This is a genomic window from Paenibacillus sp. D9 (genome assembly GCF_001188365.1).
Lineage (GTDB): Bacteria > Bacillota > Bacilli > Paenibacillales > Paenibacillaceae > Paenibacillus_O > Paenibacillus_O humicus.
The window spans coordinates 4,568,536-4,595,126 of the sequence record NZ_JZEJ01000001.1 but is presented as its reverse complement, the minus strand read 5'-3'; the positions used below and the strand labels follow the sequence as shown (position 1 = coordinate 4,595,126).

General features: G+C 59.2%; 20 protein-coding genes. 3 read left to right on the top strand and 17 right to left on the bottom strand.

Translation table 11 applies throughout. The features are described 5' to 3' along the window. The 3 genes from VE23_RS20610 to VE23_RS20600 all read right to left on the bottom strand — a co-directional run. The coding region (locus VE23_RS20610; RefSeq protein WP_232317007.1) for an ABC transporter permease subunit at window positions 1–627 on the bottom strand (627 nt) is incomplete at its 3' end. Between the two features lie 167 nt (window positions 628–794). Next, window positions 795–3,245, bottom strand: coding sequence for a helix-turn-helix domain-containing protein (locus VE23_RS20605; protein WP_049868950.1), 2,451 nt, complete (start codon window positions 3,243–3,245; stop codon window positions 795–797). A gap of 747 nt (window positions 3,246–3,992) precedes the next feature. Further along, window positions 3,993–4,259 (bottom strand): hypothetical protein, encoded by a 267-nt coding sequence (locus VE23_RS20600; protein WP_048746058.1) that lies wholly within the window; start codon window positions 4,257–4,259, stop codon window positions 3,993–3,995. A 195-nt stretch (window positions 4,260–4,454) separates the two neighbouring features. Between VE23_RS20600 and VE23_RS20595 the strand changes: the two genes are divergently transcribed. Further along, window positions 4,455–5,534, top strand: coding sequence for a copper amine oxidase N-terminal domain-containing protein (locus VE23_RS20595; protein ID WP_049868949.1), 1,080 nt, complete (start codon window positions 4,455–4,457; stop codon window positions 5,532–5,534). A 691-nt stretch (window positions 5,535–6,225) separates the two neighbouring features. On the opposite strand, the gene VE23_RS20585 is transcribed toward VE23_RS20595, so the two are convergent. The 6 genes from VE23_RS20585 to VE23_RS20565 form a co-directional block, all read right to left on the bottom strand. Beyond that, the gene (locus tag VE23_RS20585) at window positions 6,226–9,240 is read right to left on the bottom strand and encodes a glycosyl hydrolase (RefSeq protein WP_049868947.1); all 3,015 of its coding nucleotides are present in this window, start codon (window positions 9,238–9,240) and stop codon (window positions 6,226–6,228) included. Further along, on the bottom strand, window positions 9,161–9,553 hold the full coding sequence (locus tag VE23_RS26690; protein ID WP_127509161.1) for a hypothetical protein: 393 nt from the start codon (window positions 9,551–9,553) through the stop codon (window positions 9,161–9,163). Before VE23_RS26690 ends, VE23_RS20585 begins: the two co-directional genes overlap by 80 nt. After that, window positions 9,550–10,764 (bottom strand): ATP-binding response regulator, encoded by a 1,215-nt coding sequence (locus tag VE23_RS20580; protein ID WP_021879996.1) that lies wholly within the window; start codon window positions 10,762–10,764, stop codon window positions 9,550–9,552. Before VE23_RS20580 ends, VE23_RS26690 begins: the two co-directional genes overlap by 4 nt. 27 nt (window positions 10,765–10,791) lie before the next feature. Further along, complete coding sequence (locus VE23_RS20575; protein WP_232317006.1) at window positions 10,792–14,313, bottom strand: response regulator; 3,522 nt, start codon at window positions 14,311–14,313, stop codon at window positions 10,792–10,794. A 492-nt stretch (window positions 14,314–14,805) separates the two neighbouring features. Continuing rightward, window positions 14,806–15,918 carry an NADH:flavin oxidoreductase gene (locus tag VE23_RS20570; RefSeq protein ID WP_048746054.1) on the bottom strand — a complete coding sequence of 371 codons (1,113 nt, stop codon included), beginning with the start codon at window positions 15,916–15,918 and terminating at the stop codon, window positions 14,806–14,808. A 109-nt stretch (window positions 15,919–16,027) separates the two neighbouring features. Further along, window positions 16,028–16,360, bottom strand: a complete 333-nt coding sequence (locus tag VE23_RS20565; RefSeq protein ID WP_048746052.1) for an ArsR/SmtB family transcription factor — start codon at window positions 16,358–16,360, stop codon at window positions 16,028–16,030. 281 nt (window positions 16,361–16,641) lie between these two features. Here VE23_RS20565 and VE23_RS20560 point away from each other — a divergent pair, with 281 nt between their 5' ends. Beyond that, on the top strand, window positions 16,642–16,881 hold the full coding sequence (locus VE23_RS20560; RefSeq protein ID WP_048746050.1) for a hypothetical protein: 240 nt from the start codon (window positions 16,642–16,644) through the stop codon (window positions 16,879–16,881). Between the two features lies 1 nt (window position 16,882). On the opposite strand, the gene msrA is transcribed toward VE23_RS20560, so the two are convergent. The 4 genes from msrA to VE23_RS20540 all read right to left on the bottom strand — a co-directional run bounded on the left by msrA (window position 16,883) and on the right by VE23_RS20540 (window position 20,406). Further along, window positions 16,883–17,938 carry a peptide-methionine (S)-S-oxide reductase MsrA gene (gene msrA, locus VE23_RS20555; RefSeq protein ID WP_269746001.1) on the bottom strand — a complete coding sequence of 352 codons (1,056 nt, stop codon included), beginning with the start codon at window positions 17,936–17,938 and terminating at the stop codon, window positions 16,883–16,885. 60 nt (window positions 17,939–17,998) lie between these two features. Further along, window positions 17,999–19,615, bottom strand: coding sequence for a gamma-glutamyltransferase family protein (locus tag VE23_RS20550; protein WP_049868945.1), 1,617 nt, complete (start codon window positions 19,613–19,615; stop codon window positions 17,999–18,001). A 114-nt stretch (window positions 19,616–19,729) separates the two neighbouring features. Next, the gene (locus tag VE23_RS20545; RefSeq protein WP_048746048.1) at window positions 19,730–19,924 is read right to left on the bottom strand and encodes a hypothetical protein; all 195 of its coding nucleotides are present in this window, start codon (window positions 19,922–19,924) and stop codon (window positions 19,730–19,732) included. A 5-nt stretch (window positions 19,925–19,929) separates the two neighbouring features. Continuing rightward, window positions 19,930–20,406 carry a DUF6843 domain-containing protein gene (locus VE23_RS20540; protein WP_049868944.1) on the bottom strand — a complete coding sequence of 159 codons (477 nt, stop codon included), beginning with the start codon at window positions 20,404–20,406 and terminating at the stop codon, window positions 19,930–19,932. A 519-nt stretch (window positions 20,407–20,925) separates the two neighbouring features. Between VE23_RS20540 and VE23_RS20535 the strand changes: the two genes are divergently transcribed. Then, on the top strand, window positions 20,926–22,701 hold the full coding sequence (locus VE23_RS20535; RefSeq protein WP_049868943.1) for a proline--tRNA ligase: 1,776 nt from the start codon (window positions 20,926–20,928) through the stop codon (window positions 22,699–22,701). A gap of 130 nt (window positions 22,702–22,831) precedes the next feature. Here VE23_RS20535 and VE23_RS20530 read toward each other — a convergent pair whose 3' ends face one another. From VE23_RS20530 to VE23_RS20520, 4 genes are all read right to left on the bottom strand, one after another. After that, window positions 22,832–23,272: a GNAT family N-acetyltransferase gene (locus tag VE23_RS20530; protein WP_049868942.1), complete on the bottom strand. Its 441-nt coding sequence runs from the start codon at window positions 23,270–23,272 to the stop codon at window positions 22,832–22,834. Window positions 23,273–23,390: 118 nt separating this feature from the next. Continuing rightward, window positions 23,391–23,639 (bottom strand): GNAT family N-acetyltransferase, encoded by a 249-nt coding sequence (locus VE23_RS26090; protein WP_084781605.1) that lies wholly within the window; start codon window positions 23,637–23,639, stop codon window positions 23,391–23,393. A 498-nt stretch (window positions 23,640–24,137) separates the two neighbouring features. Then, window positions 24,138–24,716: a TMEM175 family protein gene (locus VE23_RS20525; RefSeq protein ID WP_048746044.1), complete on the bottom strand. Its 579-nt coding sequence runs from the start codon at window positions 24,714–24,716 to the stop codon at window positions 24,138–24,140. Window positions 24,717–25,187: 471 nt separating this feature from the next. Beyond that, window positions 25,188–26,558: a (Fe-S)-binding protein gene (locus VE23_RS20520; protein WP_048746077.1), complete on the bottom strand. Its 1,371-nt coding sequence runs from the start codon at window positions 26,556–26,558 to the stop codon at window positions 25,188–25,190. Between the last annotated feature and the right edge of the window lie 33 nt (window positions 26,559–26,591).

Genomic DNA, 26,591 nt, shown 5'->3' with positions numbered 1-26,591 from the left:
CCGGCTCGCGCCATCCATCTTGGCCGCTTCATACAGCGTCGGATCGATGCCCGAGATGGCGGCCAGGTACAGAATCGTGCCCCAGCCGATCTTCTGCCAGATCTCGGAGCCGACATAGATCGTCCGGAACCAGCCCGGCTCGCCGAGGAACATGATCGGCTCCAGGCCGAACAGCCGCTCCAGCGCATGGTTGACGACCCCGGTCGACGGAGACAGGAAGGTGACGAGGATGCCGGCGATGACGACGGTCGACAGAAAATGCGGCATGTAGCTGATGCTCTGCACGAGCCGCTTGAACCAGGTGATGCGGATTTCATGGAACAGGATCGCCAGAAGGATCGGAGCGGGAAAATGGAAGAGCAAATCGTACACATTGAGCAGGACCGTGTTGCGGATCAGCTTCCAGGCATCCGGCGTTACATAGAAAAACTCGACGAAATGCTTGAATCCGACGAACTTGCTGCCGAGAATGCCTTTGCCGACGGAGTAGTCCTGGAAGGCGATGATGATGCCGTACATGGGGACGTATTTGAAAATGATGTAATACAGGATGCCGGGAAGCATCAGCAGGTAAAGCGCCCGGTGCTTCCTCAGAACCGGCAGCAGCCGGCGGCCGCTCGTCAACATGACCACCTCCTCGTGGATTCCGGAAGATGGCTCCACTATACGAAGTGGATCGCGGTGTCGTAAAGCATGCATCCTTGCGGCTTGTAGCCGTTTTCGCAGCGCCTGTCAGGACGGGAATCGGCAGCGTTGGCGGCGCAAAAAAGGACCCTTGGGGAAAAAACGGACCCTCAGGCGCCCGGGCGGGCGCCGGGGCGGGAGGAGCGGTATTGCGCGGGCGTGACGCCCTCGTATTTGCGGAATACGCGAATGAAGGAATGGCGTCCCCAATAACCGACCTTGCCCGCGATGTCGTCGATGCGCAGGTCGGTGGACAGCAGCAGCTCCTTCGCTTTCTTCAATCGGTACATCGCCAGATACTCCACATACTTCTCCCCGACCTCTTCCTTGAACAAGCGGCTGAAATGGCCGGCGGACATGTTCATCTGGCAGGCGAAATAATCGAGAGAGAGCTCCTCGTCGTAATGCTCGTGGATATAGTCCAGCACGGCGGCGAACTTCTTGGCCTTGCGATCCTCGCACGGTTTGGGGAAAAGCACTCCGTGGATAAGCGCGAAGCATTTGCGGAGCTCATCTCCGGTCATGCAGCGGCCCAGCTGCTCGTAGAGGCCCGCATGGACATGACCGGCATCGTCCCGTTCGGACGACGAGACGCGGATCCAGGCGTTGAGCAGATCGGCGCAGAGCGACTTCATCCGCACGGCCGGCATTCCCCGGAGTGCTCCTTCGCTGATCACAGAGTAGGCGGCTTCGAGCAGCCCGTCGTAGTTCTTGCTGCCGCACAGGTTCGTCACCCGGTTGAGCTCCTTGACGGGAAGGAAGGCCCGCGCGGCCACGGCCGATTGCTGGCTTCCGGGTTTCGGGACCGCGCAAATCTCCACATCCGTGCCGAGACTCCTCTGCTGCAGAGACTCGATTGCCTGCCTGCAGGAAGCCGGCAGCTCCTCGGCCGTCTCCGCATCGCTGCCGACGCCGATCGTCGCGGTGTAATACGCGGCATGATGCAGGAGCGCAGCCCGGATTCTGCCGGCGCATTCGGCCGGAGAAATTCCTCCGGGAGCGGATTCGGCGACGCATGCCAGCAACCCGGATGGAAGCTGGGCGAGCCGAATCGGGGGAGGCAGAAGCTCCATGATCCGTTCCTTCAGCTCCTTCATGAGAATATGGCGCGACTGCCCGGAGAGCGGCATCTCCGGATAGGCTCCGTAATGAATCTCGATGCAGAACACGGTCATGGCCTTCCCCGAGTCTCTGCGTGGCAACAGGCCCAGTTCCTCGGCATCTTCCGCCGGAGCTCTTCCTTCGCCAAGCAGCAGCCGAGCCAGAAGATGCTCGCGCAGCATCGGCAGCAAGCCGTCCACCCGCTTGGACAGCTGCCGGTTCTCCGAGACGATCAGCCGGGAGTAGTCCCGGATGGCATCGAGCTCGCTCCCTCTCGCCAGCCGCCAGCGGCTCGCCGGCTCCAAGGCTCGCTGCAGGCCGAAGCTTTCCCGGATTTCCCGGATCGGCCGGTAGCTCCTCCTGCTCAGATGGTAGGATGCCAGGCCGCCCACGACGAGGAAGAACAGCAGGAACGCCCAGCTGACGATCCGGATTGCGGTGACCGGCTTCATAAGCGCCGGCATGTCCACTACGCTCAGGTAGGCAAAGCCGTTGTCCAGCTTGGAAGGAACGAGGGCTATGCCTTTGTCCTCGGCCGTGCGGAAGGAGGAGCCGGGCATATCGGCAGAGACCGCGCCCGGCAGAGCCTCCGTGGCGGCGGGTTCTGATCGCGCCTGAGAGGCGGTTCCTGACAGAGCCTCCAAGGCAGCGGTTGCTGATAGCGCCTGCAAGGAGGAGACGGATTCTGACCTTGCCAGCGCCGAGAAGGAGCCCGGAAAGACAAGGGAGGACAGCCTGGCAGCCTCGCCGCGGTCCAGACCGCTTTGGCCGATGACCTCCCCTTCACGGTTCAGCAGCATCGTTCCCGCCGCCCAAGGCTCCGGGATGCGCAGCAGCTCGCCGAATGCCCGCTGATTGAGCTGGACGACCAGATAGGCTTCAGGCGAGTCGGTGTTGAAAGGATAGCTGATGACCGCGGACAGCTGCTCCGTGCCGGTTAGGACAAAGTCGAGCATCTTGCGTCCTTTTAGCCCCGCGGCCAGCTCGTGCCGCATCCCGTCGCTCAGCGGGTATCGCATGGTGAAATAATAGGACTTTCCGGTATAGGCATCGGGATCGATCACCATGTCTTCCTTGGTCATATACAGATAGACGCGGGAAGCGAGCGGATCGGCCTCCAGCTTGCCGAGCTGCTGCCTCAGGGAATGAATCATCTCGGAGCGCTCACGGTCCTCCAAGGAACCGCCGGCGGTCCGGAGCAGTCCGGACAGTCCGGAGCCGGACAGCATGCCGAGCATGCTGGCGCGCAGCGATTGGAAAGAAGCGTCCGTTTGATCGGATACGCGGGACACCATGACATCGCTCAGCTTGCGGGCGTCGTTCTCGATCAGGCGTACCGCCAGCACCTGGGCAAGCGCGCAGGCCGCGATGGCCGGAACGAGGATGAGCGCGAAGTAGCTGGCGAAGTACCTTCGGAACAACGAGATGCGGAACGAATGCTTGCCGGGAGAGGATGCCATAGCCTATACCACCTTTTTGGAAGGGTAGGTACCGCCTGTAACAGGATTTGGAAAAGGACAGCGGGCGGATCGATGACTGATGATTGATCAAGGACGGAGGAATTCGTATGGAGAGAACACGATGGGAAAATTTATTTCCATACTAACACAATTTACTAAAATTTTATTTTATTTCTTTCTTATTAGAACCGGGTTGACGGTCTCGGCAGCAATTGAACTCGCAGATCTTGCCGCTTTCCTCTTTCCTTCTTCCTCTCGCGCGATAAAGGTAGGGTGCATGAAAGCGCCTGGCAGCTTCCTGATGCTTGCCGTTGCAAGTCAAGCGGTTGCCGCTTTCCGTCGAGAACGGACTGCCCCCAACTTTGTTTGCTGCGCGACAGTTCTACGTTCTCACCGGAGCTGTTTTGGAACGTGGCACTCTAGCTAATTTATCGATAAAAAGTATGGATATATCGCTCTATTTACCGGAAATCGGACATACGTTCCGTTATTTATTCTCAAAAGTCCCTTTTCGCCATGTATCGGACCTACGATCCGTTATTTCGTATTTTTTATCATGAATGCAATAGGAATTGATAGAATAAGAGATCCTATGTCCGTTTCGCATCCCAAAAACGGTTTTTCCTCCAAATAGCGAATCCTATGTCCGATAACTCCTGGCCTGTATCATCCCTATACCAAAAAACCACCTCGAATGGAGGCGGTCATGGCATGAGGCATGATGGACGGTTTCGGCGCTGCGGATCGTTATTTTGAATTGACGAACCCCATCATCCCAGGGAACGCCAGGCAAATAAGTCCGATAACGAAGCCTGTCAGGCTCACAAAGGATACCGATGCCAAGTCAGCCCACACGGAACGCAGCGGAACCAGCCATGCATAGGCTAATGCCAGGTATCCGATGAAAGCGGCCAAGACAAGCGCCAGCGGAGAGCAGCCCATGGCAAACAGCAGAATCGTTCCGGCAAGGACAATCACGTGGAAAGCGAACGACAACCAAATATTGCGCCTCATAGTTCCCCCTCCGCTTCAATAATTCCCTGTTAAAGGAAGCGGTTCCAATTTATCATGAAACCTGGGTTCCACCCAAGAACTCTTTCGGAAAAAGCTGCTTCCATCTGTAACTTTTTCCTGACAGTCCCCGTCAGAGGAGGATGAAAAGGGCGGCCTGTCGCCGCCGAACCATGACATGACAGGAGAGATGCACCTATGAAAAAACATCCTAAAGGCAAGAAAGCCCTGCTGTCCGCAGCCATTCTGTCCCTTACCGCCGCTTCGGTCATTCCCATGGCCTCTGCCGCAGCTGCCTCCGAACCTGCCACGGCGGTTCCGATCAACGCTCCGATCAGTTCCCCGCAGCCTGAAGAACAGCAGCCCGTCGCTGCCTTCGCGCCCGTGACCGGCAAGGTCAAGGAAATCGCCGACTTCGGCAAGACGGGGGACAAGCTGGTCACGGTCGTGAGCGAAGGAGACTCCATCACCAACTTCGTCGTCAGCAAGAACACCTACTCGTCCGGAACCGATCTGGTGAAGAGCGGCGCCGAACTGACCGTTTTCTACGATACCCGCAAGCCGGCCATCATGATCTATCCGCCGCAGTTCCCGGCCGAGGTCATCGTTCCCGCAGCCGATGGCGCTTCCTCCTGGAAGGTGGATCAGTTCACCACGAGCAAGGAAGGCGCTGAAGGCCTGCTCAGTCTGGACAAGATGCTCCTGATCCGTCCGTCCGACCAGACGAAAATCATCCTTGAAGACGGAACGCCGTTCACCGGCGAGCTGTCCGGCCGCTCCCTCGCGGTCAAATACGGCATCAGCACGAAGAGCATCCCTGCCCAGGCTGCGCCGGAAGAGATCGTCGTCCTCTTTGAGGAAGCCGTGCCTCCGATCGGTCAAGCGCCCGGAGACGGCGCAGAGCCGGTAGCTCCTATCGACGTGACCGACAAAACCATCATAGTTGAAGGCAAGATCCTGAAGGGATCTGCCGCCTACACGGACGCCAAAGGCACGGTAATGGTTCCGCTGCGTCCGATCGCCGAAGCGCTCAAGTACAAGCTTACCTGGGACGCCAAAACCAAATCGACCCTAATCGGTCCGGGAAGCAGCCTCCAGATCGGCAAAGATTATTACGTCTACAACCGCACCGCTCCGATTGTGCTCGGAACGGCTCCGGCTCTCGTGAAGGGAAGCACGTACGTGCCGCTGTCCTACTTCACGGAAGTGCTCCGCATGAGCAACGCTTATGTATTTGAGGACACGATTGTCATCGACAACGGCGAAAAGATGCAATAACACAAGCTCAACAAAACTTATCCGCTTTTGTTCATTCCGGTTTAAAGGATGTCGTGGCACACACTTTGGCGGAGCAATCGAATGCAGGTAAGACTTTAAGAGGGATGCCCCAGTCAGGTAAAGAGTGGCTGGAGGCCCCCCTCTTTTTTCGTTTGCTTATTCCACTAGCTCGACATGCGACTTGAGCGTGAGTTAGACGGCTTATTCCGGCTTGGCATGCACTTGAGCAGCGAATAAGACGATTTTTTCGGCTTATTCCGGCTGGGCATGCGCTTGAGCAGCGAATAAGACGATTTTTTCGGCTTATTCCGGCTCGGCATGCGCTTGAGCAGCGAATAAGACGACTTTTTCGGCTTATTCAGGCTCGGCATGCGCTTGAGCAGCGAATAAGACGATTTTTTCGGCTTATTCCGGCTCGGCATGCGCATGAGCAGCGAATAAGACGACTTTTTCGGCTTATTCCGGCTCGGCATGCGCTTGAGCAGCGAATAAGACGATTTTTTCGGCTTATTCCGGCTCGGCATGCGCTTGAGCAGCGAATAAGACGGCTTTTTCCGCCAACTCTACCTTAGCCATCAAAAGGAAAGAGGAGGCGTCGGTTACGACGACCTCCTCTTTCCCACTCTCTTGAACGCATTCTCATTCTCGCTGCGGAACCCATTCAAAAGGATCCGCTAAAGGAACCACCGCCTCAATGCGTATACGTGTAATGAGCCGAATCGTATTGCGGTCCCGACTTCTCATAGGTGAACCACAGCTCGATCGACTGGCCTGCGGCCAACCCCTGGATCGTATGCGTCCAGTTGGTTCCGCTTTGAACCATGCGCACGTTCTGCTGGTTGGCTCCATTGATCGTGTAATGGACATCGACGTAAGCCGCCGCCGTCTTGGGAGCGAACACAAGCGCTTCCGACGTGCCCGACTTGGTCACTGTCGCGGTATAATCGGCGGCAGTGTAAGTCAGCACGTTGCTTGCAGAAGCAAACTGCAGCCAGTTGATATTGAACTGCGGACCGCTGATGTAGACGCGGAGCGTCTGGGGACCCGCTGCCAGCTGCACCTGCGCCGAGACGGTCGTCCAGGTCTGCCAGCCGCCCGTATTCGGCACCGTTACCGTAGCGAGCGTCGTGCTGCCGGAGCGCAGCTGGAATTGTCCCGTTGCATTCGGACTCGCCACCCTTGCCTGCAGCGTATACGTTCCCGCCTGGGCGACGTTGACGCTGTAATCCATCCAGTCGCCGGTATCCAGGTAGCCGACGTTCAACCCGCCGCCGGTATCCGTTGTCGCCTCCGTCTGCACGCCGCTCATGGAAGCGTAGCTCTCGGCTTCGATCTTGCCCGGAATCGCTCCCGCCGACGGAGCAGGCGTCGGGGTCGGGGTCGGGGTCGGGGTCGGCGTCGGGGTCGGTGTTGGGGTCGGTGTTGGGGTCGGCGTCGGCGTTGGGGTCGGCGTCGTTCCGCCGGCCCCTTCCGTCGCCGAGCCGTTCGCCGGCACCGACATCGTCTTGCCGTCGGAGAAGGTGACGGTAATTGCGGAGCTGCCTGCATTATAAGCTGTATAAGTGCGGACGCCGTTTTTCACGAAGACGGCGTAGAGCGGCGTATTCGCCGTCACGGTGCGGTCCTGGACGCCTATCGCATCCAGATTGTAGATCCAGTGGTACGCGAACGCCTTGGAGTTGCCCGCCTCGGCCGAGAGGGCGTTGCCGCGCGCGTTCCAGAAGCTTTTCGCTTCCGCCGGATTCGAGATTGCTCTGTACATATAGATCAAGTCTTCCCACGCGTCAAAGTTCGTGCCGCCATTCTCGGATACAAGCGCATTGTAGTTCTTGGCGGCGTAATCCGGGTACTGGGTCAGATAGAGCGATGCTCCCGTGAACGGCAGCCAGTTGATGCCGTGCACTTCCTCCGGGTTGCCGGTCCACCAGGTGCCGTCGCCTACCGTCTTGCCGCCCCAGACCATGCTCGCGGTAGAGCGGGTGAAGCCGGCCGGGCGGTTGCTGCCCGTGACGTCGAACCAGTATTCATTGATTGCGTTCATCTCGGTCGTGTACAGGGAGATGCCTGTATCGCGGATTGCGGTGTCTCCCGTCGCTTGTCCCCACAGAATCATGCCCGCCCAGGCGTTCATGCCCTCGGAGGAGGATTCGTTGTTGTTGCCGTCCCCGAACCGGGCATGGCCGGAAGCCCACGAATGGCCGGCATAAGGATCGAAGTTGCGCAGGTAAGGGAACATCGTGTCCGTGCGGCTGCTGCTGGCGATGTCGCGGATCAGCAGGTTGACCATCGGACCCCAGGCGGAAGCCCAGGCTTTGTCCGTCCTGGCGATTTCCGCAGCGGCTTTGATGAAGTAACCGTAATGGAAATGGTGGTCGTTGAGCTCATTGTTGGAGCCGTAGCTGGCCGGATAGCCGATGACGGTGCCCCAGTTGCGGTTGTAATAGAAGACATTGCCGCTCTTGAGGTTGCCGGCGGCGTCGCTGGACTTGAACCAGCCCTGGAGAATGGTCTTGATCGAGCTGCGGAACTTGTTCGCCGCCGTCGTGTCGCCGATCTGGTCGGCGATCGGAGCGAGCGAGGCCAGCTTGCCGAGCGTCTTGCCGACCCAGTAGGTGTCGGCGTCGCCGCTGTACGTCTCTGCCTCCGCCTGGTCCACATACTGCTGGAGCAGCGCGCGGTCATAGGAGCCTTTGTCCGGCAGGGAAGGCAGCACGCCGTTGAAATTCATGACGGTCTGGAAAGAGCTCCCTTCCCCCGTCTTCATGAGGCCGCGCACCGAATTGTACGTGTAGGAGAGCAGCGGGCTCGAGCTGTTCTTCCATTGATGCGGATAGAGGGCAAAAATCGTGCCCGTCTGCGTGCCCTGCTTGGCCTGCGTCGTGAAGGTGAAGGTCGACGTCACCTTGCTTGTCGAAGCGTTGTAGGCATACGACACCTGGGTTCCCGTCACATGCGAGTAGGCATACTGGGCGTATTTGTTCAGAGTCGCCTGCGTATTGTCCGGAAGGACGGCAACGGAGAAATACGTGCTGCCGTTGTTCGTCAGCGTTTTGCCGCCGATGCCGCTCCAGGTGCTGCCGCTCGCGCCGAACAGCCCGTAATGCGCGCCTGCCACCGTTATGCCTAGCACCGGAGTGCTTGCGCTGCCGGACCAGATCGTCGGAGCGTCGTAAAAGTCCACCTTCGGACTGCCGCCCGCATACGTAAAGTACACGTAAGGAGAACCGTGCCCGTACGTAACGTTCATTTCGTTCGCGCCGCTCTTGTATTGAGCCTTCACGAACCAGTCGCTGAAGCCGTCGACCTTGGCGTCGGGGAAGCTCGAGACGGCCGTATGCCCGACCGTGAAGTCATGGATATCGTTGATCCAGCCGCAGACGCAGCTGGAGTTCGCCGTAATCCGGTTGCCCGGATAATAGATGCGGATGCCTCCGGAGCCGTTTTTCATCGCCAGCGGATGCGGATATTGGGCTTCGGAATACGTATCCCAAGCCAGGTTGCTCCACCAGTCATTGGTAGGCATCGCTCCCGTGACGTTGGCCGTCTTGTAGATGTTGGACTGGGTGTCGACCGCTCCGGCCGGCAGCACCGTGGAATAAGAGCCGGAGCCGAGCGCGACTTCGCCGTTATAGGCTGTAGCTCTGCCCGCCGGCAGCAGGGACAGAATAAGGGCCAGCATGAGCAGGCCCGCCGTCATTTTCTTCATTTTGTTCCTCCTCGACTTTTGATAACGCTTTCATAAAACCGATTCGTCTTTCCAGCTCCTTTCCCATCCATGCATTCATACAGGGGACGACCCCGTATGTGATCATCGTACCAACACAATACCGGCCGATAAAGGCACCTTTTTTCGGGTTTATTCCCTTTTTTTCACATTCTCGGCGAAAATGAAAAAAGACGGCTTTTGCCGCCTGCCGGTCCTTGCTGTCGTCCGGATCGGAATCGTCCCGAAAAAAAGAACCAGCCCCTGGCAGCACGGGCCAAGGGCTTGTCCATTCTTTTGCAGAACCGGTCTTCAAGCGGAAACGGAAGGCCGGCCGCCGGCCGGCAGAGCGGCGATCATCGTAAAGATGAACATGGTGCCGTCCCCGACCTGGGAGGTCGCATAGATGGTTCCGCCCATCAGCTCGACCAAAGTCTTGCAGATGGACAGGCCGAGACCGGTCCCTTCCTGCTTGGAAGCGAACGGCGTCTGAAGCTGGATGAACGGCTGGAACAGCTCGTCCATCTTTTCCTGGGGAATGCCGATTCCCGAATCCTCCACGACGAACTCGAGCTGAACGGTTTCCTCCGTCTCGTCTCTCTTGTTCACGTAGATCTTGACGCCGCCCGATTCGGTGAACTTGATCGCGTTGCCGATCAGGTTGATCAGTATTTGCCGCAGACGGTTCGAATCGCCTTCCAGCACCGCAGGAACAGACGGATCCAGATAGGATTCGAGGCTCAGGTTTTTTTCCAGAGCGAGCCCCTTGAATAGATCAAGCGTTTCTCCCAGGCATTCCTCCACCTCGAACGGCCGGTAGTCCAGCTCCATCTTGCCGGATTCCATCTTGGAATAATCCAGGATCTGATTGACGACGGACAGCAGCCCTCGCCCGCTCTTATGGATAATCTCGGCCGTGCGGCGGTCCTGAGGCTTGAGCTCCGCCTCCAGCAGCATCTCGGACATGGAAAGGATGCCGTTCATCGGTGTCCGGATCTCATGGCTGATCATGGAGAGGAACCCGGACTTGATCCGCAGCGCGACTTCCGCCTTTTCCTTCAGTTCCATCAGCGCCCGGTTGCTCGCCTCCAGCTCGGCCGTCCGCTGCTGCAGCTGGTCGCTCTTGATCTGGAGCTCCTTGCGCGCTTTGTACAGGCTCACGAAGCCGTCGATCTTGCTGCGCAGGATGTCGGGCTGGAACGGCTTGGTCAAGTAATCGATGGCGCCGGCCGAATAGGCTTTCATGTAATCCTGCAGCTCCGAGGTGAGCGATGTGAGGAAGATGATCGGAATATCCTGCGATTTCTTTCTCATCTTGATGCGCCGGGCCGTCTCGAATCCGTTCATGTCCGGCATGAGCACGTCCATGATGATCAGCGCGACCTCGTTCTCCAGCAAGGCTTTGAGCGCAAGCATGCCGGAAGCCGCTCCCAGAAGCTGATAAGGCTTGTCGGCCAACAGCGCCGCAATCGACGTATATTCGTCCGGACGGTCGTCCACAAGCAGAATGTTAACGGGATAATCCATCCCAGCCCCACCTGTCTTTCGTTGTCGTTAGTTGATCAGCCAAGTCTTGAGCATCGTGACCAGCTGGGTTGTGTTGATCGGCTTGGGAATATAATCGGATGCTCCCGCATCCAGGCATTTGATCCGGTCCTCTTCCATGGCCCGCGCCGTCAGCGCGATGATGACCAGGCTGTCGTAGGCCGGAATGGCGCGAATCGCCCTCATCGTCTCATAGCCGTCCATCTCCGGCATCATGATGTCCATGAAGACGAGATCGACATCCTCCATCCTCTGCAGCATGGCGAGAGCTTCCTTGCCGTTCTGGGCGAACTGGATATCCATGTTGTAGCCCTCCAGCACGCTGGACAAGGCAAAAATATTTCTCATGTCGTCGTCGACGAGCAGAATGCGCCTTCCCTCGAAAGCAGCCTCCGGATTATGCAGCTTCTCGATGATGCGCTGCTTGTCCGGCGGCAGGTCCGCCGTGCGGCGGTGCAGGTAGAGGGCGGTCTCGTCGTACAGCCGCTCCATCGACCTGACGTTCTTGATGACGATGCTCTCGGCATAATGCTTGAGCTTCAGCTCATCCTGCTTGCCGAGCTCCTTGCCGGTGTAAATCGTCACGGGCAGCGTCTGCAGCTTGCGGTTGGTCTTCACCTGCTCCAGCAGGTCGAAGCCCGATATGTCGGCAAGGCCCAGATCCAGCACCATGCAGTCGAAATGCTGGACGGCCAGCTGCTCCATCGCTTCCCGGCCCGTGCCGACCGCGGTGATCCGGACGTCGGGATGGTCGATGTAGGCGACCAGGCTTTTGCGCAGATCGACATTGTCCTCGACGATCAGCAGGTTTTTGACCCGGCGCCGGATGTACGACTCGATGTCCAGAAATGCGGCTTCCAGCTCCTCCGGCCCGTTCGGCTTCTTCCAGAAGGAAAGCGCCCCGAGGCTGAGCGTCTGCTGGTCGCGGTCCTCCGTCGAGATGACGTGAACGGGAATATGCCTCAGCTCCGGCCGGCTCTTCAGCCTGCTTATAATCGACCATCCGTCCAGGACAGGAAGATCGGTGTCGAGCAGAATGGCGTCCGGCTTGTAGGCATGGGCGAGCGCGAGGCCCTGGTCCCCCTGGAAGGCGACGATCGCCTTGAAGCCGCGCCGCCGGGCGATCTGCAGCAGGATGGCCGCGAAGTCGGCATCATCTTCAATGATCAGGAGCACCGTATCGCCTTGCTGCAGATCGTCGCGGTCGTCCTCCATCTCGGAAAATTGCAGCAGCTTCGGATTGGAGATGGAAATGTCCGGAACGAACGATTCCATGAACTTGCCTTGGCCGGACCTCTCCGATTCGGATGCGATCGAGATCGGCTCCGCTTCCTTGCTTGCGGCGGCTTCCGGCAGTCTGGCCGGAATAATCAGGCTGAAGGTGCTTCCTTGTCCGTCCATGGAGGAAGCCTCGATCCGCCCCCCTAGCAGGCCCGCCAGCTCTCGGCTGATCGTCAGGCCAAGGCCCGTGCCGCCGTACTTGCGGCTCGTCGTTCCGTCCGCCTGCTGGAAGGCCTCGAAGATGGCCTCCAGCTTGGACGCGGGAATCCCGATCCCCGTATCCGCGACGGCGAATACGATTTCTTCCGGCCCGGCTCCCGGCGATGCCGGACTGCCGGAACCGATATGAAGAGAAACGGAGCCTTCCTCCGTGAATTTGAGGGCATTGGACAGCAGGTTGCGGATGATCTGCTGAACCCGGTGCCCATCCGTCAGAATCGAAGCCGGCAGGCTGCGGTCCATCCGGATGTCGAAGGCGATTGATTTCTTCTGCGCCTGCAGCTCGAAAGTGCGGTACAGCTGGTCGGCGATGCCGTGAAGCTCGGTCGCTTCGATGACAGGAGTCATCTTGCCGGTCTCCAGCTTGGCCAGATCGAGAATTTCGTCGATCAGCTGCAGGAGATCCTTGCCGGACGAGTAGATCGTATGAACATATTCCAGCTGCTTGGTCTGCAGATTGCCTTCCTTGTTCTCCGCCAATATTTGCGACAGGATGAGGAGGCTGTTGAGCGGCGTGCGCAGCTCGTGGGAGACGTTGGCCAGAAATTCCGATTTGTGCTGGGCGGCCAGATAGATTTCGTCCGCCTGGGCTTTGATTTCGATCTTTTGGCTTTCGGTCAGTTCCATCTGCTCTTGCAGCGAATGATTGAACATTTCAAGCTCCTCGGCTTGAACCTTGAGCTCGTCGGTCTGGGCCTGCAGCTCCTCCGACTGGGCCTGCAGCTCGTCGGTCTGAGCCTGCAGCTCTTCCGTCTGGGCCTGCAGCTCCTCGGACTGAAGCTGAAGCTCCCGCTTTTGGCGCTCCGTCAGCTCCATCTGCTCCCTGAGCCCTTCGTTCGACAGGCGAAGCTCTTCCGCCTGATCCTTCAGTTCGTCGGCCTGACGCTCGATCTCCTCCTTCTGGCGAAGCGCCATCTCGCCGGCTTCCTTCAACTGCTCCGTCTGCACACGCAGCTCTTCCGCCTGCAGCCGCAGCTGCTCGGCCTGCGCCTGCTCCTCCAGAAACTGAATCTCGATCTGCTCCTTCTGCCTGGCCGTCGTTTCCGTCTCTAGCCGCAGCTGGTCATTGGACTGCTCCAGCTGAATTGACTGGAGATGAAGCTCGTCCGCCTGGGCCTTGAGCTCCTCCGTCTGAGCCTGCAGCTCCTCCGTCTGATGCTGCAGCTCTTCCGTCTGGGCTTGCAGCTCTTCCGTCTGGGCTTGCAGCTCCTCCGTCTGGGCTTCAAGCTCTTTCTTCTGGTTCTGCGTTTCGCGCAGCAGCTCGTCGATCTTCGCCACATCCGCCAGCGTATTGATCAGCACGCCCATATTGTGGCTGACGCGGTCGATCAGCTGCCGCTCCTTGCCGGCGAATTCCCGGAACGAGGCCAGCTCCAGGACAGCGACGGTCTCCCCCTCGTAAAGAAGGGGAACGACCAGCAGGCTGGAAGGCACGGCGGCTCCCAGAGCCGACTGGATGCGGATATACCCATCGGGAATATGCCGCAGCTCCAGCGGAGCCTTGTCCAAAGCGCATTGCCCCACCAGGCCCTGCCCCGGCTGAATCGGCTCCCGCGGCAGCTCGCCGGCATCATGGGCATAACCGGCGGCGAAATGATACTTCGCGTCGCGTCCGACATACATGGAGCCGTAGCTTGCATCGACAGCTGCAGCCAGCTTGCGGATGAAAATCCGACAAGCCGCCTCCACCTCGATAGACCCTTGCAGCAGAATGGCCATCTCCGAGACGCTTGCATTGATCCATGCCTGCTCCTCCGCCTCCAGCCGCATGGAGCGTTCCTGCTCCGTCTTGTTGAACAGGGTGTCCGCCAGGGAGCGGAACGTCGCGGCCAGGGAGCGGAACTCGCCGGCTGCCTCTGCCGGACCGGCCTCCTCCACCTTCTCGCCTTCCTCCATTCTCTTCGCGATGCCGGCGATCTGCGCCATGCCGCTCCGCAAGCTGCGGACTGCTCCTATAGAAATGAAGCCGACAGCGGCAATGCCGGCTGCCCCAAGCGCCGTAGAAACGATCGCCCAGGATGAGTCCAACATGACCCACGACAAAGCTACAAAATAAGTTAGAAGTAGAATAGAAACGGCAACGCCTGTCCAAATTTTCTTCTGAATGTTCATCTATTCACCTCTGACGGATTAGTCCACTGGAATCAATTCATTATACTTCTCCTCGTATTCGTTTGATAGGCGCAGATAGGGAAGCCAATAAAAAACCTCTTTCCGGCAGCAGCCGGATTGCCTAAAAAAAGGCGGAAAACCGGTCCTCAATCTCCAATGGAAACGATGGAAAAGGGGGGCAAGTTGCGCGGGAGCACGGAGAAATCAGCTGCCGAAAGCAGAATTCCGGTCTGCCTGAGCGTTCATGTCCGGCCATTCCGGCATGGAAGCGGCCGGCCGGCGGGAAGCCGTCACGGTCGACAAATGGCCGGCGGAAAAAGAGTCCGAAAAGGATAAAAAGCTTCATCCCGCCGATGCGGGATGAAGCTTCTTTGAATTTTTATGACTGCGGAATGGTTCTTCTGCAGGCCTTTAGCTGAGCGAACCCAAAGCTTCCTTCGTGAACGTCTGCAGCTCATCCGTGCGGCCGCCGCGAATTTTCTCCGCCCATGCCGGATCTCCCAGCAGCGCGCGGCCGACGGCGACAAGGTCGAACTCACCCTTCTCGAAGCGCTCGATCAGGCTGTCGATTCCTTGCGCCTCCCCGCCTTTGCCTTCAGCGAACAGGCTGGTGAACTCGGAGTCGAGGCCGACAGAGCCGACCGTAATCGTAGGCTTGCCGGTAATTTTCTTGGTCCAGCCCGCCAGGTTCAGGTCGGAGCCTTCGAACTCCGGCTCCCAGAAGCGGCGCGTGGAGCAGTGGAAGATATCGACGCCGGCAGCGGACAGCGGGGCGAGGAACTTCTCGAGATCCTCCGGAGTCGGAGCGAGCTTGGCCGCATAGTCCACCGGCTTCCACTGCGAGAAGCGGAACACGATCGGGAAGTCAGGACCGACCGCCGCGCGGACCGCCTCGATGACTTCGACCGCGAAGCGGGTGCGTCCGACCATATCGCCGCCGTATTCGTCGGTGCGCTTGTTCGTCGTCTCCCAGAAGAACTGGTCGATCAGATAGCCGTGCGCTCCATGGATCTCCACGCCGTCAAAGCCGATGCGCTTGGCGTCGGCGGCCGCTTGGGCGTAGCCTTGCACAAGCCCGCGGATTTCTTCCGTCGTCAGCGGCTCCGACACGGGCTGGCCGGTGAGGCTGAGGCCGGAAGGGCCGATCGGGGCAGCGTCGGACTCCGGGAACTTCTCCCTCTCGCGGGCGGTGCCCACATGCCAGATTTGCGGAATGATCCTGCCGCCGGCTTCATGCACCTCGCGGACGACGCGCTCCCAGCCTGCCAGCGCTTCCTCCCCATAGAAGTGGGGCACGTCGCGGTCGGCGGCGGCCGCCGGATGGTTGATGACCGTTCCTTCGGTGATGATCAAGCCGACGCTGTGCTCGGCACGGCGACGGTAATAACCGGCCACGTCAGGGCCGGGAACGCCTTTCGGCGAGAAGCCGCGGGTCATAGGGGCCATTACGATCCGCGTATCTAGGTTCAGCTTGCCGCCTTCGAAAGGCTGGAAAAGCGCTGCTGCGGTTTTGGACAGAGTCATCTTGGTCTCTCCTCCTGTGTGATGCGGTATAGGATGCCTTATATATCTACAATCATGAATATATAGATTAACTCGATGAAATGCAAGCCCTGTGCCGAGCTTGAGCGCTTCAGTTCTCTTTACCCTGAAGATCCGACGCGAAACCGGCCAGGAAATTCTCGATTCCCTGCTCGTTGCGCCTGTAGTACGTCCATTGGCCGTAACGGCGAGATTCCAGCAGACCCGCCTTTTGCATGGAGGACAGATAAGAGGAGATGACGGACTGGGTCAGCCCGGCCTTTTCCTGGATGCTGCCTACGCAGACGCTGCCCGGAAATTCATTCTGAACCTCGCAGGGCTGGGCGCTGAACTGCTTCTCAGGCTCCCTGAGCCAGCAGAGAATATTCAGGCGAGTCTCGTTGGAGAGAGCTTTCAGCACGGCAAGCTTATCGTCTTGGTTCATCGCTCACACCCATTTCTACCCGGTAGTTTGCCTCTATTATAACAGAAGAATACGCCGAAGAAGAATGAACCTTCCTTGCGATCCCATCGTCGCTTTGCCGGACTGCCACGACCCATGAGAAAAATGATAACCACATTAGTATTTATTCAGACTGCGCTTGTCGCTTGCTTCGCCGTGCTAAAATTTGACGGGCGGAGGGGCTGCCATCATTCGCCAATTCCGCAAGGCCAGGCCTGTCCATGCAAGCCGGCCTTATATTCGCTAAGGGGGAATTCCCGTTTATGAGATCCATCGATGAACTTGAACATACAGCACGTGTGCATACGGTTATTGAAGTGGTAAAGGAGGTGCTGGACGATTCCGTCCTGACCGACGACTTCATCGCCGGGCTGAAGCGTCTGAGCTTCGACGAGCTGGGCAAATTCGTGCTTCGCCTTGTCATGACACGCACGCTCGACCAGGCTTGGGCTCCGCATCTTCAGGAAAAGGCCGGAGAGGGCAGTCCTTTGAACTACGCCTGATTCAAGAGCCCCGGCTCCACAGCGCGGGGCGGCCGGCGTAACCTTGCGAGGCCAGCTCTTCCTTGGGAATGAACCGAAGCGCGGCGGAGAAGATCCGGTAATGCCCTCCCTGCCTGCTGCCCGTTTCGCCGAGCAGGTGGCCGAGACAAGCTCCGCTCAGCCTTGCCTTGAGCCGGATCCGGGGCGGCGGCGTCGACAGATCCGCTTCGCGCCGCAGCAGCCCTTCGTGCAAAGGCCTGCGGAATGCCGGCCAGCCATCCCCTGCGTCGAATTGATCCATCGTCGAAAATAAAGGATCGCCTCCGACGGCATCGACATAGATGCCGTCTTCCTTGTTGTTCCAATACGGATTGTCATACGGAGGCTCCTGCGCGCCATGGCGGACGACCTCGTACTGCAGCGGGCTGAGCCGTCTTCGCAGCTCCCCGTCGGGCAGCAGGGCAGGCCAATGCTTGGCGGCATGCTCGTCTCTCCCCGAGGCCTGCCGGTACAGCCGGTAATGGCCGAAGCTCTTGCGGTGGTAATTCTGATGCTCCTCTTCCGCCGGATAGAAAGGGCCGGCCGGCACGATTTCCGTCACGATCCGGCCCTTGAAGCGGCGGCTCGACTGCAGCTCCCGGCGGGATGCCTCGGCGAGCCGCCGCTGCGCGCCGTCATGATAGAAAATCGCCGTCCGGTACGAGGCGCCCCGGTCCTGGAACTGGCCGCCCGCGTCGGTCGGATCGATCTGCTGCCAGAAGATGTCCAGCAGCCGTTCATACGGGAACAGATCCGGGTCGTATACGATCCGGACCGCTTCCGCATGCCCGGTCGTCTCCGAAGCGACGGCATCGTAGGTCGGATGGTCCGCATGCCCGCCGGTGTAGCCCGACAGGATCGACTCGATGCCGGGCAGATCCTCGAATGGCTGCACCATGCACCAGAAGCAGCCGCCCGCGAAGGTCGCCTGCTTGAGGCCGGATGCAGGGACAGAGGCGGTTGTGCTCTTCCTCTCCGTACATGCGGCTTCGTCGCCTCCCTGGCTGCCGACGGCTTCCGGCTTTCCTTCTTGGCTCAACGCTCTTGCCCCCCTCTTGATCCGTCTAGCGCCGCTTATACGGCATGACTCCGGTACGGGCTACCAGCCCGCCACGGTGCCGTCGGTGCGGAAATCGGTGCCTCCGCACAGCACGCCGCTTGCCGGATCGCGCAGGATGATCTGCCCCCGGCCGAAGGAGCCGAAGCCGGACTCCAGCGTGATCCGGTGGCCCATCCGCTCCAGCGCCTGGGCGGCCGCCAGCGGGAAATGCGGCTCCAGGGAAACCGACAGATCCTTATGCCACTGCCAGCGCGGCGTGTCGAGCGCGGCCTGCGGATGCAGGGCGAAGTCGACCATGTTCATGACGGCCTGGACATGGCCCTGCGGCTGCATGTAGCCGCCCATGACGCCGAACGGTCCGACCGCCTCCCCGCCGCGGGTCAGGAAGCCCGGGATGATCGTATGGTACGTTTTTTTACCGGGCTGAAGCGCGTTGGCATGGGCAGGATCCAGCGAGAAGTCGCTGCCGCGGTTCTGCAGCGCGATGCCGGTTCCCGGCACGACGAGGCCGGAGCCGAAGCCCATGTAGTTGCTCTGGATGAAGGAAACCATATTGCCTTCGGCGTCGGCGGCCGCCAGATAGACGGTGCCTCCCGAGGACGGCTCGCCCGCCTCCGGCATCCGAGCCTGCGGACCGATCATTCCCCGGCGCAGATCCCCGTAGGAAGCCGACAGCAGATCCTGGACCGTGATATTCATATGGGCCGGATCGGTAATGAACTTGAGGCCGTCGGCAAATGCGAGCTTCGTCGCCTCGATCTGGCGGTGCAGAGCCCCCGGAGCGAGCAGGCTGTCCGGAGCGAACTCCATTCCGCCCAAAATGTTGAGCGCCAGCAGCGCGATTAGCCCCTGGCCGTTCGGCGGAATTTCCCACACCTCGTAGCCGCGGTAGTTCACATGGATGGGGTCCACCCATTCCGGCCGGAATGCGGCGAGATCCTCCGCGGTCAGAAATCCGCCTTCGCCGCGCACATAAGCTGCAATGGCTTCCGCGAGCTCTCCGCGATAAAAGCTGTCGGCGCCCGACTCGCCGATCGAGGCCAACGCCCAGGCATGTCCAGGCGAGCGCCACAGCTCGCCCGCCGCCGGAGTCCTGCCGCCCGGAGCGAACGTATCGTACCAGGAGCGGGCTGTATTCTGAGGCAGCCTCTCCCGGTAGATGCGGGCGGCGCGCTCCCAGTAATAAGCCGCGGTCGGGGACACCGGGAAGCCTTCCTCCGCGTAGCGGATCGCAGGCTCCAGCGCCTCGATCAGCGGCAGCTTGCCGAAGCGGCGCGACAGCTCGCCCCATGCGGCCGGCGCTCCCGGCACGGTAACGGGGATGGCGCCGAACTTCGGCATCTCCGAGTGGCCCCGCTCCTTCACGGCGTCGATGGAGATCGAAGCCGGAGCCGGGCCGCTGCTGTTCAGGCCATGCAGGCGGCCTTCCGTCCACACCAGGGCGAAGGCGTCGCCGCCGATGCCGTTGGAGCAAGGCTCCACGACCGTCAGCGCCGCAGCTGCCGCGATCGCGGCGTCGATGGCGTTGCCGCCCTTTTTCAATATATCGAGGCCGGCCTGAGCGGCGAGCGGCTGCGAGGTGGCGACCATTCCATTGCGCGAGTACGTGGGAAGACGATAGGAAGGATGCGGATGATAGAGCGGATCGAAGGTCATGGCGATGGGTAAGCCTCCTGGGTGGAATGCAAGATGTTCGGCTGCAAAGCCGATTTTCTACGTGTGCAGTCGTTAATGCGGTTGGCTGGGGGGCGTGTCCCCTTGATGTTCAGGCTAATGCCCGTAATTGTGAATATCGTCGGAACCGGCTAGCAGAACGGCCGCCAGCAGCGCCAGGATCGAAAACAGGATCAGCATCATCCCCAACCCTTTTCCACTCCAGCTTCCGAATTTCCTTCTACGGACGAATAAAAGCCCGACACCGGCGACGAAAACCGGGACGGCTACCCAGGCAAAGGATGCATCCATTCCGCTCACGGCCTCCTCCATGCTTCGGCACGCGGCGATTCGCTTGTCCGCTGCTCGTACTGTTCTTCCGTTCCGACGTAGAAGTCGACGACTGTGGGCAGCTCGACCTGCTCCCCGCCCGCTTCCGAACGAGAGCCTCCATGTGTTCCCCCGCCGTTGACGAGTGCAACCCCGGCTGGAGCGGGCTTGACGCTGCCGTCGGCAGCCCTGTAATAAAGCTTCACGCTTCCAGGCTTCATCGGGCTGGATGTCCGCAGCCATCCGGTCGAGTCGATGGGATAGACGTAGTCCCCGTCCTTGCGTTCCAGAGGCGCGCTGCCCTGCTGGCCGAAGACGACGACCACCCAGCCTGCATACCCTTCCGGAACGATGTAGCGATTTCCGGAAGCGGGCTTGAACAGGAGCAGGTACAGGAGCAATAAGACCGATAACACCGTCAGCGCCCCCAGCAGGGACCTGTTTTTCTTCAAGCTGCTGCTCATGCCGCGGCATCCTTTCCGTTTCAAGCGTTATTTCATCGATTAGTTGTTAGACGCCTTGACCGCCATAGTTGTTTCGGCTTCAATTTGCCGCGCATGGCTTCCGCGTTCCCGCGTTCTCTTCTTGACCTTGCAACCGGTTTCCGATATGGTGGAAAAAACCCGATATCCGCATCTGCTGTGACCAAGGCCAGCATGCCCCGCCGTTCGCCGTCCAGAGAGGAAACCCCCAGGCTGCAAGGTTTCCCGCATCGAACCCCGGCATCCCCACCTTGCGAGCTGCATCCGTGCCTGTCCGCAGGCCCGGCGCCGGCTTCCTGCCGTTATCCGTCTCAAGGGCTTCCTGCCGCCAGTCCGGCCGGAGCCGAACTCAGGGTGGTACCGCGACGCATTCGTCCCTGGACGAATGGGTCTTATTTGTTTTATGCGGTCCATTCATCCGTTGACGAATGCGTCTTATTTGTTTTATCCGGCCCATTCATCCTTTGACGAATAGGTACATCACCCAAGGAGGGGTATTTCATGCTTCAAAGCAAGCTGCTTCTGTCCACCCTGCGCGACACTCCCGGCGAAGCCGAGGCTGCCAGCCACCGGCTGCTGCTGCGGGCAGGCTTCATCCGGCAGACCGCCGCCGGCATCTACTCTTATTTGCCGCTGGGACGCAAAGTTCTCCGCAAGGCCGAGCAGATCATCCGGGAGGAAATGGAAAAGGCCGGCGCCCAGGAGGTTCTTCTGCCCGCGCTGCAGCCGGCGGAGCTGTGGCGGGAGTCCGGCCGTTATGACGCTTACGGTCCGGAGCTGATGCGCATGCGCGACCGCCATGACCGGGAGTTCGCGCTCGGTCCGACGCATGAGGAGGTCGTCACCTCTCTCGTGCGGGATGAGGTATCCTCATATCGGAGGCTTCCGCTGACGGTCTATCAGATTCAGACCAAGTTCCGGGACGAGCGCCGCCCCCGGTTCGGACTGCTGCGCGGGAGGGAGTTCCTGATGAAGGATGCCTATTCCTTCGATACGACCCAAGAGGGGCTGGACCATTCCTATCAAACAATGTTCGAGGCGTACAACCGGATCTTCAGCCGTCTCGGCTTGACCTTCCGCCCCGTCGAAGCCGATGCCGGAACGATCGGCGGCGACGGAGGCACGCATGAATTCATGGCTCTTGCCTCCATCGGAGAGGATACGATCGCTTCCTGCACCTGCTGCGGGTATGCCGCCAATCTCGAGAAAGCCAAGCCAGGACGGAAGTCGGCGAACGATGCGGAGCCGGGCCGTCTATTCGGGAACGACAGCAGCCACAAGGATGAACCGGCACCCGCGGCCCTTGCCTCGGAGCCCGAAAAAATCCATACGCCCGGCGTTCGAACGATCGGACAGCTGACCGCGTTTCTGGAGCTGCCTCCCTCGCAGATTCTCAAAACCGTGCTGTTCGAGGCCGACGGAAGCATCGTAGCCGTCGTCGTCCGCGGCGACCATGAGATCAACGAGCTCAAGGTCAAGAATTTCCTTGGAGCGGATTCCATCTCGCTTGCCGAGGCTGACGAGGTCATGATGACGACGGGCGCTCCCGTAGGATTCGCCGGTCCTCTCGGACTGGATATTCCCGTCTATGCCGACCATGACGCGGCTGCTGTAACGGACGGAGTCGCCGGCGCGAACGAAGAGGACTTCCATATCCGCGGCGTTCATGCGGGAAGGCATCTAAGGGCAGCGGTTGTCGGCGATTTCCGCAACGCGCAGGCAGGCGACCTTTGCCCGAAATGCCGGGAAGGCGCGCTCCTGTTCCATCGCGGCATCGAGATCGGCCAAGTATTCAAGCTCGGCACAAAATACAGCGAGAAGCTGGGGGCTACCTTCCTCGACGCCGACGGCAAAACGCATCCGATGATCATGGGCTGCTATGGCATCGGCGTCTCGCGCCTTCTGTCCGCAGCGGTGGAGCAATCCCATGACGAGAACGGCATTGTGTGGCCGGCGGCGCTGGCTCCGTTCCACGTCCATGTCATTCCGGTGTCGGTCAAGGACGAAGTCCAGATGGCTCTCGCGCACAAGCTGCGCCTCCGCTTGGAGGAGGCCGGCGCGGAGGTGCTCGTCGACGACCGCGACGAGCGGCCCGGCGTCAAGTTCAAGGATGCCGATCTCATCGGCATTCCGGCACGCATCGTCGTCGGCCGCGATGCGGCGGACGGCAGGGTGGAGTTTGTCCGGCGCGGCAGCGCGGACAAGGCAAGCCTGGCCGCGGAAGAAGCGGCGCAGCGGGTGCTGGAGATGGTGCAAGCCCTGCGGACTGGAAGCTAGTTCCGGGAGTTGGCCGCTTCCAGCCTGACCGGCTGGCAGACATCTGGACCGAATCGATCCCGAAACAAGAACAAGACGACAAAGGACAAACGAAAAAAGGCAGCCGTCAAGGTCTGCCTTTTTGCCGTGCCTACAGCTTTTTGACCAGGAAGTAATAGGAGCTGCCCGGAGGATAGTCCTCGATCTCGCCTACGACCTCGTATCCGTACCTCTCGTAGAACTCTCTCGCCTGGAAAGAGAATGTCGTCACCTTCGATCTGACCGCTCCCATCTGCCTGGCCAGCTCCTCGGCTTGAGCGAGCAGCCCTGAGCCGGTTCCTCGACCCCTGAATTCCTCCTCCAGCCAGAAATACCCGATCTCCAGCCATCCCCAGAGCACCTGGGCAGTCAGCCCGCCTCTCCAGCTCCCTTCGTCGTCCTTGAGCATGATATGCAGCGGCTGAATGGCCCCTTCCTTCCTCTTCTCCCGATGATGGAAGGATTGCTCGTTGTTGAACTCCTTCAGCTTGGCGGTCAGAAAGTCATAGAACTCCGGGTTCCCAGCCAGCGAAATTTCCGTTCGGCATTCCATTTTTTGATCCTCCTTGGACGAATAGCAGCTCCTAAATACACTCGTTCAGAGATAGGTTAAACGTACAAATCTACTATTTAGAGATAGTAAAGGCAATAGACTTGAGAACATGCTAGCTTCAAATATTTATTGACATGCAGTTCTTCCCTTCAGCAATACCAAGACTTTCATCCATCGGGTTAGCCATATCAGACGAATGCAGCAGGATTTTTCTTATTCCTTGTATCTTCAAATCTTCTGCCGCTTCATGAACAAGCTTGGATCCTATGCCTTGGCGACGGTAGACTGGGACTGTGAAGACATTCGTCATATACGCAACCAATCCGGAAGGATTTTGAAATCGGCGAATCGGCATAAGCAAAAACATGCTGTCGATACAACCACTCCATCATCAGCAGCAACCCATGATATCGGCTGGAACCGCTTTTCGAAACAGCATGATTGACTTCCTCCCTGTTCAAAATTTTTCGATCAGCTGCTGCCACAGAAACGGCCATGCAATCGTGTATATAATCTGTACTTATAACATCTAGTATTAATACCGTATGTTTATCAATGAGCTTAAATCTAAGATTTCTACATTGTGCATCTCCGCATATGCCGAATGCATAAAACGTGATCCGGTTCACAGCGTGTGGTGCATCAGCATGAAAAGAAGCCACAAGCAATAGGCTGCGGCTTAGATGTTTTATAATCGGCGAATGGGACGGTGAAACGCGGCATGCCGGAAGATTGCGTGCGCCAGGCCGTCGCCCTTTCCACAAAATGCAAGGGAATGCAGCCGAAGAGCACGATCAGAAGTTGCAGGGGAGACATGGTCGCCCGAGCAGCGCTGAGAAGAGGGTAAGGAGGGCAGGCTTTTTACTTACTGGCCTCTAAGCACATGCTCGATACGCTTATCGGGTACGAACCAGATCACCGCAACGAGTACGAAGAAGATGCCGGATATCCAAGGACTGGCATACGCGGTCAAGACCGCTATCAAGTAGAGCAAGGGAGATAATTTCCCCTTCCAGTCTCTGCCCATCGCCATGATGAAGGAGAGATCGCCGGAATGCTGGTTAATAATGGCGCGCTGAAGCAGCCAGTACGAGAGCGCCGCTAGGAGAAGAATAGTACCGTACAGTGCGGTTGGGGTGGCGGCAAAATGGCTTTCCCCCATCCAGGCTGTCGTGAAAGGCACAAGGGATAGCCAGAATAGAAGCAGCAAGTTGAGCCACATCAAACGTCCGTTCATCGTTCTTACCATATGAAGCAAATGATGATGATTGTTCCAGTAAATGCCGATGTAGATGAAACTGAAGATGTAGCTGAGGAATTTAGGACCAAGTTCGATCAGAGCAGACCAGTCATGGCCTTCCGGCAATTTAAATTCCAGTACCATGATCGTAATGATGATCGCCAAAACGCCATCGCTGAACGCTTCCATCCGATTCGCTTTCAGAATATCTCCTCCTTTTTCTCTCCTCTCGCTTTTGGGAGAGCTTTTATTACTCTACATTAATTAAATGGCTTTAACCCGCTCCACTTCTTCTGGCGTACGATGACCGTGTGCACATTGTACGGATGAGACGTTGGCGTGATCCGCTCATCTAGGACACCTGAAATAGCGGGTTTGGTTTATGATCCCGCTCCCTCTATTCTTGTGTCCATTTTAATTTAACCGCAAGATTTGAACCCTCGCAAGCAAAGCGGCTGAAGCCCGCCGCGATACCTTATGACTGCAAATGAGCTGGATGCAATTCAAGCTCCTTCAAGGCGAACGAGGAGCATCCTCGGCCCCTTACTCTCCATGCGTTTTTGAGGGCTTCATTTCTCCCTGTGCGTCCGTGGAACTTTAAACAAGCCCGCTTCCGACTAGTCGGAAGCGGGCTATCTGTCGGTACCTGCCTTTATGCAAGACTACCTCCGTGCCTTAAAGCCATCCTTGCTTCCCTGCCGCAGAGAGGCTTGCCGGCTCTCCCATGCGCTCGTGCAGGAAATCGACGACATGCATGACCTTCATCGCAGCCGGGTCCCCGTGCTTCTGCACCCCGAGCTTCATCTGCAGCAGGCAGCCGGGATTGCTCGTGAGCAGATAGGCCGCGCCGGTAGCGTTGGCATGCTCCATCTTGTGCTCCAGAATCTGCCCCGCCATCTCCGGCTGCGTGACGTTGTAGATGCCCGCAGAGCCGCAGCAGCGGTCGGCTTCCTTCATCTCGGCGAAGGAGGCGCCAGCAACCTGGCGGATCAGCTGCCTCGGTGCTCCCGAGGATCTCATTCCGTTGCGGAGATGGCAGGAGTCCTGGTAAGTGACACGTACGCTGCCGCTCTGCTCCGTAAAGGCCGGCAGCCTGTCGCTGCTGAGCAGCAGCTGGCTGACATCGACGACGCGGGAAGCGAACTCGACGGCCAGCTCTGCATACTGCTCATCTCCATGCATCAGATGGCCGTATTCCGCCAGCTGCGCGCCGCAGCCGCCGGCGTTGGAGACGATATGCTGGATGCCCGCATCCCGGAAGGCGTCCAGGTTGGACCGGGCAAGCCCTCTCGCCTGATCCAGCTCTCCGCTGTGAGCATGCAAGGCTCCGCAGCACACCTGATTGTCCGGGATGACGACCTCGAAGCCGGCCTCAGCCAACAGCTCCGCCGTGCGGACATTCGTCTCGCTGAACAGCACGTCCATGATGCAGCCCCGGAAAAGGGCGACGCGTGCGATCGGCTCGCCCTTGGCTGGAACGACCGTGCCGATGCGGTCTACGACGCCTTTCCCGGAAGCATCGGGAAGAATCTGCTCCATCTCCCGCATGGCCGCCGGGAACAGCTTCATGATGCCCGTTCCGCGAGCCACCTGCCGGAGACCGGATTTCTGATAGAAGGAGAGCGAGCGTCCGAGCCACTTCAAGCGGGAGCGATGCGGCAGCACATCCTTGAAGAACAGCCTCCGAGCGCCCTTCGCCGGCAGGCTGTGCTGCGCGTGGTCCTCGATCGCGTCCCTGGCTTGCTCCAGCAGCTGCCCGTATTTGACGTCGGCAGGACAGGCGGGCTCGCAAGCCCGGCAGCCCAGACAATGGTTCATCTGCTCGGCGAACGCCTTGTCGGGCTCCATGATGCCGTCGGCGACGGCCTTCATGAGCGCGATCCGGCCGCGGGGCGACTCCGGCTCCAGCCCCGTCTCGCGGAATGTCGGACAAGCAGGCAGGCAGAAGCCGCAGCGCATGCAGTTGGTCAGCTGGTCGTAGTCCAGCTTGGCCAGCACCGTTCTCGACACCGGATTGGCATGCCGCACATCCGGCTTGCCGAGCAGGCTTCCCGGTCCCGAATGCGGCTGTACCGCCAA